This window comes from Altibacter lentus (assembly GCF_000746845.1).
Taxonomy (GTDB): Bacteria; Bacteroidota; Bacteroidia; order Flavobacteriales; family Flavobacteriaceae; genus Altibacter; species Altibacter lentus.
This window is the reverse complement of sequence record NZ_KN050846.1, coordinates 467,178-479,730: the sequence shown is the minus strand read 5'-3', so window position 1 is coordinate 479,730 and position 12,553 is coordinate 467,178. Positions and strand designations below refer to the sequence as shown.

Genomic DNA, 12,553 nt, shown 5'->3' with positions numbered 1-12,553 from the left:
TATTCAATTATCGTCATTAGCCTATTAGTAGATCGATGACGGTAAACCATCAACAATAAACCAAAAAACTAATAACTACTTTATTATTTGCTTTTCTCGTATTCTTAATTTCAATATGTCAATGAACGTTTCTGATCTCACTACATTAATTCAGCTAAAAATTAATCCAGGTCATAAACCAAATCTCTTTCAAAACCCTCAGTCATCAGAGTGCCACTGCGTGGCCGCCCTCAAACTTCAGCTTTGAGAATGCATTAAAAGCATTCATCGTGGAGAATATCGGAGTCGAACCGATGACCTCCTGCGTGCAAGGCAGGCGCTCTAGCCAGCTGAGCTAATTCCCCATTTTTCAGTTGTCAGTTATCAGTTAACAGTTATCAGTTAATTGATGACTTTTAACGTCAACTTGGGATACCCAACTTCTAAAATTTCCTTTATTTTAATGAACTTCATTTCGATAACGCCTAAGCGTCATCCGGCTGCTTCGCTAAAAATGCCTGCTAAACATCTTAGTAACGCTCGGCCCTGTAGCCTCAGGTAGACTTCCCTTCGATAAACTCAGGATAAACTTCTCGTCTGTCTTTCGACCCTGTAGTCTCAGGCAGACTCGAACTGCCGACCTCTACATTATCAGTGTAGCGCTCTAACCAGCTGAGCTATGAGACTGTTGGTAAGTCGTTAGCTATTAGATAAAACTAATACCTAATTCCTCTATAATAATATAAAATTGACAGCTAAACCAAGCCAAAAACCAAGCGATCTCTTAAAAGATCACTCTTATCGTCGTACATCTCTAGAAAGGAGGTGTTCCAGCCGCACCTTCCGGTACGGCTACCTTGTTACGACTTAGCCCCAGTTACTAGTTTTACCCTAGGCAGCTCCTTGCGGTCACCGACTTCAGGTACTCCCAGCTTCCATGGCTTGACGGGCGGTGTGTACAAGGCCCGGGAACGTATTCACCGCATCATGGCTGATATGCGATTACTAGCGATTCCAGCTTCACGGAGTCGAGTTGCAGACTCCGATCCGAACTGAGATAGGTTTTATAGATTCGCTCCTGCTCACGCAGTGGCTGCTCTCTGTACCTACCATTGTAGCACGTGTGTAGCCCAGGACGTAAGGGCCGTGATGATTTGACGTCATCCCCACCTTCCTCACGGTTTGCACCGGCAGTCTTGTTAGAGTTCCCGACATTACTCGATGGCAACTAACAACAGGGGTTGCGCTCGTTATAGGACTTAACCTGACACCTCACGGCACGAGCTGACGACAACCATGCAGCACCTTGTAATCTGCCCGAAGGAGGAGGTGTTTCCACCCCTGTCAGACTACATTTAAGCCCTGGTAAGGTTCCTCGCGTATCATCGAATTAAACCACATGCTCCACCGCTTGTGCGGGCCCCCGTCAATTCCTTTGAGTTTCATTCTTGCGAACGTACTCCCCAGGTGGGATACTTATCACTTTCGCTTAGCCACTCAGACCGAAGTCCGAACAGCTAGTATCCATCGTTTACGGCGTGGACTACCAGGGTATCTAATCCTGTTCGCTCCCCACGCTTTCGTCCATCAGCGTCAATATAGTGTTAGTGATCTGCCTTCGCAATTGGTATTCTATGTAATATCTATGCATTTCACCGCTACACTACATATTCTAACCACTTCACACTAATTCAAGACAACCAGTATCAATGGCAATTCTACAGTTGAGCTGCAGACTTTCACCACTGACTTAGCTGCCCGCCTACGGACCCTTTAAACCCAATGATTCCGGATAACGCTTGGATCCTCCGTATTACCGCGGCTGCTGGCACGGAGTTAGCCGATCCTTATTCTTACGGTACCGTCAAGCCCCCTCACGAGGGGGTGTTTCTTCCCGTATAAAAGCAGTTTACAACCCATAGGGCAGTCTTCCTGCACGCGGCATGGCTGGATCAGGCTCTCGCCCATTGTCCAATATTCCTCACTGCTGCCTCCCGTAGGAGTCTGGTCCGTGTCTCAGTACCAGTGTGGGGGATCCCCCTCTCAGGGCCCCTACCTATCGTAGTCTTGGTGAGCCGTTACCTCACCAACAAACTAATAGGACGCATGCTCATCTTATACCGTAACCTTTACTATAAATGTGATGCCACATATATAGACTATGAAGGATTAATCCAAATTTCTCTGGGCTATACTCCAGTATAAGGTAGATTGCATACGCGTTACGCACCCGTGCGCCGGTCGTCGGCGGTGCAAGCACCCCGTTACCCCTCGACTTGCATGTGTTAGGCCTGCCGCTAGCGTTCATCCTGAGCCAGGATCAAACTCTTCATCGTCAAATCTTAAATATTACTATATACGATTAACCAATAAAAGCCCGACCTCAAAAAAATCTCAAGAGTTTTTAACTTAGTTTAGTTTCAATATAGATCACAAACGTTTCCATCTGTAATCCATACGCTGTCAATTTCAATATTCCAATGAACTTTTTTATTTCCTTCGCTCAATCCAAATCGTGTTTTTATAGTCACTCATTGTTTTAGCGGGTGCAAATATACAACCCCTTTTTCCATTCTACCAAATCAATTTCACCTTTTTTTTAATCTTTTTTTCGAACTAAAAATAAGCACTTGAAAACTACCTATTTATCGTATGAAAAAATGTGTGTTAGGGATTGAGGCGGCATCCTCTCCGGCGCAAAGGCGAAGGAGAGATAAAGCCGAAAGCCCGCCGCTGTACTGCCAACAGCAGAAAGCGGAACACCCAAAAAAAAGAGCGAACTGCCAAGATACACAAAACAAAAACAACTCACAAGACTGAACCTGAACTAGTTATTAACAGTGCGCTTATTCCAGTGTTGTGTGAGCTCTAAATAATCGATAGAAAATGCCGGTTTTTGGCGCTCTAATATCTCTGCTTGAAAGGAACGCTCTAAAATGTCCTCGATAAGATAATCTTCTTTACTGGAGAACGGGCGGTATTCTTCTTTAATAGAGATATCGAAGAGGTTGGCCTTTGTATTGTACCAAAATGCGCGCCAACCGGTACGTAATTCTTTTACAAGATCGAAGGCTGTTCGTCCCGTTTGTCTGTGAATGAGCTTTACAAGGATCTGGCCTTCGGTGCGGGTTAATTTTTTTAATTCTTCGGAAAACTCTTCCTCAATGTACTTTTGAATACGTTTGGTATAGACTTTTCGATCGCGTTTTCGCTCAAGGGTCTTTAAGCGTTCGGTCATGGTAGTGAGCCGTTCTGCTGCCATTTTCGCAAACGGATATACTTTACGTGTTTTACGCCTCAAGATGAGATAACGTCTGCGATCGTCCTTAGAGTCGAACTCCAACTTACGAAGCAGGATCACTTCGTCCAGATCGATATATTCGCGAGGAATGGTATCCCCATCTATAATATAGTAAAATGTCTCACTGCTGTCATTTTTCTGTTCGGCATATCGCTCTTCGGTTTGTGCTTGCGACAGGAAACCGACCAAAAAACAGATACCAAATATATAGGGCCTAATTTTCATAAATGTCTTTAGCGTCTCTTATACTAAAATCGTTCCAAAATTAAACAAATTGCGTCCCCGTACTTTATTTTTAATTCTTAATTTTGAGCCTCACTTTAAATTTATTCCATGGCAAAGTCTATCTTAACAAAAGAATCTTTCACATTTTTAGAGAATTATCTTAACAATGCCGCTCCCACAGGATATGAATGGGACGGTCAAAAACTGTGGATGGACTATTTGAAGCCGTATGTGGATGAGTTCATTACCGATACTTATGGAACGGCAGTTGCCGTGATCAATCCGAAGGCATCCTACAAGGTCGTGATCGAAGGACACGCCGACGAGATCTCGTGGTATGTGAACTATATAAGTGATAACGGGTTACTTTATGTGATTCGAAATGGGGGCAGCGATCACCAAATCGCCCCTTCCAAGATCGTAAACATCCACACTAAAGATGGGATAAAGAAAGGCGTCTTTGGATGGCCGGCGATCCATACGCGAAATAAATCTAAAGAAGAAGCGCCCAAGCCTGAGAACATTTTTATTGATGTGGGTGCCAAGGATAAGGAAGAAGTGGAAAGCATGGGAATACATGTTGGTTGTGTGATTACATACCCGGACACCTTTCATATCTTAAACAACAATAAGTTTGTATGCCGTGCTTTGGACAATCGTATGGGTGGTTTTATGATCGCAGAAGTAGCACGTCTTCTTCATGAGAACAAGAAAAAATTACCGTTTGGTCTCTATATAACCAATTCGGTGCAAGAGGAAATAGGACTGCGCGGAGCCCAGATGATCGCAGAGCGTATTCAGCCCAATGTAGCTATTGTAACCGATGTGACCCACGATACCACGACGCCCATGATCGAAAAGAAAAAACAAGGTCATGCCGAGATCGGTGCCGGACCGGTGATCGCGTACGCCCCAGCGGTACAGCAAAAGCTACGCGACCTTATCGTCGATACGGCCGAAAAGAAGAAAATCCCTTTTCAACGTGCAGCCCTATCACGTGCCACAGGTACCGATACTGATGCCTTTGCTTACAGTAACACCGGGGTCGCCAGTGCTCTCATCTCATTGCCTCTGCGCTATATGCACACCACAGTTGAGATGGTACACCAAGATGATGTGGAGAATGTGATCAAACTTATTTACGAATCATTACAGCGTATTAAAAAGGACGAAACATTTAGTTACTTCGATTAATATTTTCTGAAAGATTTGTTATTTCCTTAAGAAAATTTAGCAGGAAGGAAATGTATTTTTAGCCCATGGTCATTAAAGCACCTCAGGTTAAGAAAATTTTGAAGGATCCAAAGAAAGCAGCCCAGGTTGCTAATTTGATCTACATTACCGAAAACAAACTCACCATACAGCGACACCGCCATGGCCGAGGTTTCTATTATACTTATAAAGGTGATAAAGTAGCCGACAAGAAATCCTTGCGGCGATTCAAAGAACTGGTGATCCCTCCAGCATGGGAAGACGTGCGGATCACACACCTGCAGAACGGACATCTGCAAGTGGTGGGAAGGGATGAAAAGAACCGAAAACAATATCGATACCATCCGCACTGGTCCCAACTTCGCAACAAGACCAAGTTCTTTAAGATGGCGTCCTTCGGAAACATACTCCCTACCCTTAGAGCACAAGTGGAGCGCGACTTGAAACTTCCTAAAATGAACAAACGGAAGTGTCTTGCCTTGGTCTTGCGATTGATGGAAGAAACACACATACGTATAGGCAATGATTACTATGCACAACGTAACAAGACCTACGGGCTGTCCACGCTTCGAACGAAACATTTGAACATCGACAAGAACCAATTCAAATTCAGTTTTACCGGAAAAAAAGGAAAGAAGCATTCGGTGACGGTTCGAAACAAGAAACTTCGCAAGCTCATCATGCAATGTCAAGATATTCCTGGGTGGGAATTGTTTCAGTATTATGACGAAGACGGCAAGCACCATAGCATCGATAGTGGGATGGTAAACGACTACATTAGAGAATTGAGTGGCGATTTCTTTACAGCAAAAGATTTTAGAACTTGGGCGGCCAGTAAGATCTTCTTTGAAACATTGTACGAATCAGGTATTCCAGAATCTGCTAAAGATAGAAAAAGCGCCATCTTGGAAGCTTACGACACTGCTGCTGAAGGCCTTGGAAACACAAGAACAGTTTGCAAAAAATATTATATCCACCCTATGCTGCCGGAATCCTACGAATCCGGAGCTATTAAAAAGTATTTTCGTATCTTAGATGAATCCTCAAGCACTGACCCACATCTTTCTTTAACCGAAACTACTCTGCTACAGTTGTTTAGTGAATATAAAGTCGTATTAGACTAAAATCACCCTATTATTTAATCCTTTGGTAACCTAGAATTAAACCTACAATTCGAGGTCCCGGGTATTTTTGTCTCTTAAAAAATAAATAATGAAAAAGTTACTACTATCCATTAGCATCCTTGCTCTCTTACTTTCCTGTAATGCAGATCCCGTAGCAGAGGGAACCGATTTAGATCTAACAGCACCCGTATCTCTGCGAGAAGTACCCACCTTTAAAGGAGTGTTCACGACTATGAATTCAGAGTTTAGAGCTACCGTACATATCCTATTTCCAAACGAGAACGGTTTTTCTACAAGCACAATGGGTTCAAATTATCCAAGTGCCACCCTTGTGCTACAAAACGGTGCGATCTATACCGCCGATGCTTCAGAGAGCGTAGTTCCCAACACTACTATCAAAGATCTTGAGTTTACTTCCAACGATCTTCGACTTACATTTTCCGTAGAGGCCGACGGCAGTCATCCAACAGTGAGCAACGTACGTTTCAAGAACATGGAAAGTTCGATCATTGTTGCAAAACACACCCGGCAAGCCCCGGTGACACCGGTAACGGGAACCTATAACTGCATCAATTGCAATGGTCACCCCAATCTGGATGATGGTCGTGTGCAAACCTTCAATATGATGTTTACCACCGCCAATGGTGAAAGTGCCGTAACAACACAATCGCTTTTAGGCAGCACTCAGTACAATGGTATTGGCTATCAGGATAATTGCCTTGCCAATGGTAATTTTACGAACTGCGAAATGAACAGCGGGGACGGAAGCACAACCACAGTAGGCTATTTGGCCAATGGAAATCCAGTCTACTGGACCGGCACACATAATTTCAACAACGAAGCCCCGGGAGCCAACGATTGTTCCGGGGTGTGGGGTACATGGAGCTGGCAATCAAATAGCTACGGAGTACTTACCGGACAGTTTGAGAGCGATCCATTAGTAGATTGTTTTACTGAGATCCTTTTTGAAGATTTTGAAGATGCAACCGTGGCCTATGTTGCCCTGCCTGTTGACGATATCTCGGATATTGCGAGCGAGGATTACTACGGTATAGTATCTTTAGGTAGTTTCGAACCTGGAGATGATGTTTTTTACAGTAATTTACAGGGCAACGGATTTTATGGTGCGCAGGATACCAATGGTGCTAATGTTCCAACAGAGTCGATTACTTTAACATGGACAGACGTAAATGTAGCCGGGCTGACAACGCTTAGAGTTTCCGGTTTCTTTGCTGAAGATGATGATGAAAATAACGAAGATTGGGATGTATCCAGTTCGGTTCGATTCGAATATTCCTATAATAATGTAGATTGGTCACCAGCTCTTGCTATTGAAGCTGAACTAGGCGGAACAAATTCAGTCCCTAAGATCGATACTGATTTTGATGGCTTTGGTGATGGTATTGAAATATCGGATGCATTTATAAAACATGCGAATACCCTTCCTACCAATGGAAACAGTTTAGTAAGCATTCGTATTATCATTGAAGATCTTAACGATGGAGATGAGGACATTGCCATTGACAATGTACGAATTGAAGGACAATAAGATACCTGGCTAAATTATAACAGGAAAGGGCTGCCAAACGGTGGCCTTTTTTTATCTTAGCCGTTAAACTCCCAACCCCGTGTTATTCAATTCGTTTGATTTTGGATTCTTTCTGGTTATAGTATATGCGCTCTATTGGAGTATAGGAACGCACAGAAGAAAGGCTCAAAACCTACTATTACTTGTGAGCAGCTATGTGTTCTACGGACTCTGGGACTGGCGGTTTCTCTTTCTATTGCTAGGTAGTTCGCTAATCGATTATTTCGCCGGACAATTACTACAACGAAATACTCAAAAATCGTACAGAAAACTAATTCTATGGAGCAGCCTTCTGTGGAACCTTGGCGTGCTGGTCCTTTTTAAATATTTCAATTTCTTTACGGAAGGTTTTACAGAACTATTCGCTGTTTCTGAAGGCAGTTATGATTTTTGGAGCGTGGTGATCCCCGTCGGACTCAGCTTTTATACCTTCCAAACTATGAGCTATACCATTGATGTCTACCGAAATCGTATCGCTCCCACAAAGAACATATTGGATTTTTTGTGTTTTGTGAGCTTCTTCCCTCAGCTGGTCGCCGGACCCATTGAACGTGCAAGTCATCTCCTGCCCCAGTTTGAGAATAAAAGATCCTTCGATCTACAGACAACCAAAGAAGGACTGCGGCAAATCTTATGGGGCTTGTTTAAGAAGATCCTAGTAGCCGATAAGCTTGGTATTGCCGTCACCATGGTGTTTAGTGCCCCTAGCGAGTATGGATCCATCATGCTCGTTTTTGCAGCCGTGTTGTTTTGCTTCCAGGTCTATTGCGATTTTTCGGGTTATACAGATATCGCCATAGGCACCGCAAAGCTTTTTGGCTTCTCACTTAGTAAGAACTTCAATCTACCCTATCTGGCCAAAAGCATGACCGATTTCTGGCAGCGCTGGCATATCACCCTAACACAATGGTTTACAGATTATGTCTACCTTCCCTTGGTTAGATCATCAGCGCGTGTTACCATCACCATACGTACCATGGGCATGGTCATTACCATGTTTTTGGTGGGACTTTGGCATGGTTCCAACTGGACCTTTATAGCTTTTGGTGTTTTTAATGGACTTATTTTGGCGTTAGAACGCATCCCTTTATTTCCCGGTAAAGGAACGCTTCGGAAGCAATTACAGTCGGCTCCGTGGCTTTTCTCACTGGGATATGTATTTATAATGTTCACCGTATCTGCCGTTTTTTTCAGATCCGCTTCCATTTCCGAAGCAGGACTCATACTGCAACGCATTCTAAGTTTCACCCCGGACACCCGTATTACAAGTCTCATAGGTGTGAAGCTGCTTTATTTGGTTTTTTTACTGATTGCCGAAATGCTTACGCGCAAAAAGGACTTTCCCTTGCAACAGTTTGAATTTCATTTCAAGCAACCGATACGATGGGCGCTGTATTATGTGGCGATCATTTTGTTGATACGCTATGCCGAACCTAAGGAAGCCTTTATCTATTTTCAATTTTGATGCCGAGATCCTTTGTAAAATACCTGCTCGTGTTCTTCCTTCCTGTAGTTGTAGGCTATACTGTAATGGAGTATCTTACGCTTGGGCTGCCTTCCGGCTACAAGAAACATGGTGACATCCTTAAACAGAAAGCATCTCAACTGCAAGTCCTTGTACTGGGTTCCTCTCAAATGAAGGATGCAGTGAACGCCGCTCAACTCGAGCCGCTTACGCTTAACCTTGCTTCCGGAGACCAGCATCACAATTCCGACTTCAAATTACTAAAAGCATTGGTGCCGAAACTCCCCAATTTGCAGACGGTTGTTCTTGAAGTATCTTATAGTCATTTCGAACTACCTCATAACGGTCCGAATTTTTGGAAAAATGCTGTTTACCTCAAGTATTATGATGTCAATTGTTTTGAAAGGGCCACTTATTTTAAAGACCGCCTGATCTATCTCTCCTTTCCTGCTTTTTATTCTGAAAAGATCTACGATCATTATATTGTTCAAAATGATCCTGCCGGATATAATTCGTCTGGATTCGACACACTCAATTATGCCGGTGTGTTCAAAAAACTGAATTATGACGAATCGAAGATCGCATCGCGTCGTTTCAAGATCAACACCGAACCTGACCTTGCCGTATTTAAGAACAACACCGGTTATTTTTTAGAAATGCTCGATTATTTAAAAGCGCAGAACCTACAGGTGGTGATTTGTCATATTCCAATGTACAAGTCTTATTTGCCGGTACGTCACCCGGAAATCCTTCACAGGCGAGATAGCATGATGCAGGTGGTTTCAGATCGCTATTCCAATGTTGTGGTACTGGACAAAGAAACAGATACGCTTCAGTTCTCCGCAACACATTATTGGAATCAAAGCCACTTAAATCCAAACGGGGCTGCAACGTTCACAATAATGCTTCAGAAGGTATTAGACAGTTTACATTAAGTTTTTTTCAGCTTAGCAAAATACAGTTTTGCTTCTTTTACCACGCGTGGTGCTAATAGAATCGTGGCTGTCATGGTAGGAATGGCCATGAAGGCAAAGAAAGTATCGATCAGGTTGATCATGAGGCTTAAAGACGTGGTTGCTCCCATAAGGATGCTTGCGATATATATATAATTGTAATAATTTTTGTATTTCGCCCCGAACAAAAAGGACATACATTTTGTTCCGTAGTAAGAATAGGAGAATAAGGACGAGATACTAAAGACAGCAATACACAAAAGTAGCGCGTATTTGCCATATACAGGGATAGCCTCCATAAAAGCATTGGCTGTTAGGCTTACCCCATTCGCTTCTGTGGATTGCCAAACGCCTGTCACCAAGATCGCTAATGCGGTAAGCGTGCATATAATAAGAGTGTCAATAGCAGGTCCCAACATGGCTACCAATCCCTCCCTGATGGGTTCATTGGTCTTTGCGGCTCCATGCGCCATAGGAGCGGTACCGATACCTGCTTCGTTTGAAAAGGCTCCGCGTCGAATTCCCAGTACAATGAGTCCTCCCACAATACCTCCTAAAAAAGTATCTCCTTCAAAGAAGGAAGCTGAAAAAGCATCGGTAAAGATAAGTGCCAGATATTTGGGAACAACATCGATATGGACTCCAAGAATAAACAAGACGAGCACAAAATAAAGAATGACCATTGCGGGAACCATGCGTGAGGCGGTCTTGCTTATACGTGAGAGTCCTCCCAAGATCACGATGGCTGTAAGTGTCGCTAAGACCACTCCCACTGCTATATTGCTGTTAAAACCCGAGTAGAGTCCTGCCGGCTTCAAGAGTATATCATTGATCGCCTGTGTAAGCTGATTCACATTAAATACAGGCAATGCGCCCACCAAACCTGCTACACTAAAGAATACTGCTAAGGGCTTCCATTTTCTTCCCAAACCTTCCGTGATAAAATACATGGGGCCGCCTTGTAATTCTCCGTTGCTATCCTTTCCACGGAAAAGTATCGCCAATGTTGCCGTAAAGAATTTTGTAGACATTCCTATCACCGCACTCACCCACATCCAGAATACAGCCCCGGGCCCTCCAATGGCGATCGCCACAGCCACACCGGCTATATTCCCCATTCCAACTGTAGCCGAAAGTGCCGTTGTAAGGGCTTGAAAATGGCTTATTTCCCCTGCATCACTTTCATTGTCGTAGCGCCCTCGCAAAATAGCAATAGCATGCACCAAATAACGAAAAGGCAAAAACCGAATCTTGAATATTAGATAGAGTCCACCGCCTATCAAGAGAAAAAGAAGTCCCTCCCAAGCATAGTGGGACGACGAAGCAAAAATTTTGTCTAAAAGTTCCAGAGTGCTTACTGTATTAGCAAACTAAAATAGAACTTAAATTTTTAAATTCGGCAGATATGTTTTTATTTGTACTGCCAATGAAACTACTGCTAACCACCATTACGATACTACTCTCGGGCTTCTTATGCGCTCAAGACGCGACTCAGTGGAAAAAAACCTCGGTATTGTTTGTGCCGGAACTGCTACTGGGAAAGACCGCTGAGTCCAACGATGGTTTTCCAGAAAGAGACCTTCAAAAACAAATTGTTCTCAACATTGGCAGGGATCATGAGCGTAATCCGCAAGAATGGGCACAGCGACTTAAAGGAGTTCGCACAGGGATCGGACTTGGTTATACCGATTTCGGAAATTTGGATAGCTTAGGTATTGCCCTCACTGTTATTCCCTACATTGAATTTCCCATATTTGGGAGCAAGCGTTTTACAACACTCGTGGGGATGGGTGGATCTTATTTTACTGAAAAGTACGACGCGATCGAAAATCCAAACAACAATGCTGTTACCACAGATATTACCTGGGCGTATCGCACCTATCTCTATTACCGATTGGCATCTTCCAAAAGTATCGACTGGCGGGTGGGTCTTGGTTATTCCCACCATTCTAACGGGCATACCCGATTATTGAATCAAGGTTATAATTCTTTCCTGCTGAGTGTTTCGGCTGCAATTCTGAATCCCTTACAACAAACTGCCACAGAAAAAGATACCAACCCTTCTAACTACGACCGAAGCATTCATAGCTATGTCGATTTCCGAAGCGCAATAGGACAAAACGTATTCGCACTGGCATTCAATGAGAAAAAAGAGGTCTATGGTGTAAGCACGGAATACGGCCATGTTTTCAACAATACCTTCCGTTTGGGAATAGGTCTCTACTATCGGTTCTACGAACATTATTACGATTACATTCAAGGAAATGAATCTTTGGTACAGGAAGGCCGGGAATTTGAATCGTACAAAGATGCACCGGTTTGGAATTCGAGTACGATTGGTGCTTTCATCCATGGTGAATTCTTATTGAATCATATTGGACTGGACCTTCAGCTGGGTTATAATTTTCACAAACCCGCTTACAGGATCGAATGGCGTATCAATGAAGGTTGGGACAACACGCCCAGAGATATTCCCGAGTTTTGGGAATTGGGAGAGTTTGGCTCAAAATTTAAATTAAAACACCGTATCTCTTCCCGCTTAGGATTGAAATACTATGTGATCGGCACTTCAAAATCACCTAAGCACAATGTGTACTTTGGCGCGCATATCAATTCGAATTTGGGTCAGGCAGACTTTACTGAGTTGGCTGTTGGATATGTGTACAGCTTTCGTTTCAAAAAACGCAATTAAAAAACCCCTTCGCA

Annotated in this window: 8 protein-coding genes, 2 tRNA genes and 1 rRNA gene; 6 read left to right on the top strand and 5 right to left on the bottom strand. The window is 43.4% G+C overall.

From position 1 onward, the window contains the following. Positions 1-270: 270 nt before the first annotated feature. The 4 genes from JS40_RS02285 to JS40_RS02270 all read right to left on the bottom strand — a co-directional run bounded on the left by JS40_RS02285 (position 271) and on the right by JS40_RS02270 (position 3,505). Positions 271-344: transfer RNA gene (locus JS40_RS02285), tRNA-Ala, on the bottom strand. A 248-nt stretch (positions 345-592) separates the two neighbouring features. Beyond that, a tRNA-Ile gene (locus tag JS40_RS02280) sits at positions 593-666 on the bottom strand. A gap of 131 nt (positions 667-797) precedes the next feature. Continuing rightward, positions 798-2,315, bottom strand: a 16S ribosomal RNA gene (locus JS40_RS02275). A 491-nt stretch (positions 2,316-2,806) separates the two neighbouring features. After that, positions 2,807-3,505 (bottom strand): DUF4294 domain-containing protein, encoded by a 699-nt coding sequence (locus JS40_RS02270; protein ID WP_034258029.1) that lies wholly within the window; start codon positions 3,503-3,505, stop codon positions 2,807-2,809. Between the two features lie 108 nt (positions 3,506-3,613). On the opposite strand from JS40_RS02270, the gene JS40_RS02265 reads away from it, so the two are divergent. The 5 genes from JS40_RS02265 to JS40_RS02245 all read left to right on the top strand — a co-directional run bounded on the left by JS40_RS02265 (position 3,614) and on the right by JS40_RS02245 (position 9,829). Continuing rightward, positions 3,614-4,699, top strand: a complete 1,086-nt coding sequence (locus JS40_RS02265; RefSeq protein WP_034258028.1) for a M42 family metallopeptidase — start codon at positions 3,614-3,616, stop codon at positions 4,697-4,699. Positions 4,700-4,797: 98 nt separating this feature from the next. Then, positions 4,798-5,841: a DNA topoisomerase IB gene (locus JS40_RS02260; protein WP_316932503.1), complete on the top strand. Its 1,044-nt coding sequence runs from the start codon at positions 4,798-4,800 to the stop codon at positions 5,839-5,841. 88 nt (positions 5,842-5,929) lie between these two features. Beyond that, positions 5,930-7,390 (top strand): hypothetical protein, encoded by a 1,461-nt coding sequence (locus JS40_RS02255; RefSeq protein ID WP_034258025.1) that lies wholly within the window; start codon positions 5,930-5,932, stop codon positions 7,388-7,390. Positions 7,391-7,469: 79 nt separating this feature from the next. After that, positions 7,470-8,894, top strand: coding sequence for an MBOAT family O-acyltransferase (locus tag JS40_RS02250; protein ID WP_034258024.1), 1,425 nt, complete (start codon positions 7,470-7,472; stop codon positions 8,892-8,894). Further along, positions 8,894-9,829, top strand: a complete 936-nt coding sequence (locus JS40_RS02245) for a hypothetical protein (RefSeq protein WP_034258022.1) — start codon at positions 8,894-8,896, stop codon at positions 9,827-9,829. Before JS40_RS02250 ends, JS40_RS02245 begins: the two co-directional genes overlap by 1 nt. Here JS40_RS02245 and JS40_RS02240 read toward each other — a convergent pair. Beyond that, positions 9,826-11,196: an alanine/glycine:cation symporter family protein gene (locus JS40_RS02240; protein ID WP_034258020.1), complete on the bottom strand. Its 1,371-nt coding sequence runs from the start codon at positions 11,194-11,196 to the stop codon at positions 9,826-9,828. The genes JS40_RS02245 and JS40_RS02240 overlap by 4 nt on opposite strands. A gap of 56 nt (positions 11,197-11,252) precedes the next feature. On the opposite strand from JS40_RS02240, the gene JS40_RS02235 reads away from it, so the two are divergent. Further along, positions 11,253-12,539, top strand: a complete 1,287-nt coding sequence (locus tag JS40_RS02235) for an acyloxyacyl hydrolase (RefSeq protein ID WP_233273934.1) — start codon at positions 11,253-11,255, stop codon at positions 12,537-12,539. The last annotated feature ends 14 nt before the right edge of the window (positions 12,540-12,553 follow it).

What these genes read in the sequence shown, in the direction of transcription:
- JS40_RS02270 (WP_034258029.1), bottom strand. Translation starts at nt 3,505, where the DNA reads ATGAAAATTAGGCCCTATATATTTGGTATCTGTTTTTTGGTCGGTTTC.
- JS40_RS02265 (WP_034258028.1), top strand. Translation starts at nt 3,614, where the DNA reads ATGGCAAAGTCTATCTTAACAAAAGAATCTTTCACATTTTTAGAGAAT.
- JS40_RS02255 (WP_034258025.1), top strand. Translation starts at nt 5,930, where the DNA reads ATGAAAAAGTTACTACTATCCATTAGCATCCTTGCTCTCTTACTTTCC.
- JS40_RS02245 (WP_034258022.1), top strand. Translation starts at nt 8,894, where the DNA reads ATGCCGAGATCCTTTGTAAAATACCTGCTCGTGTTCTTCCTTCCTGTA.
- JS40_RS02235 (WP_233273934.1), top strand. Translation starts at nt 11,253, where the DNA reads ATGTTTTTATTTGTACTGCCAATGAAACTACTGCTAACCACCATTACG.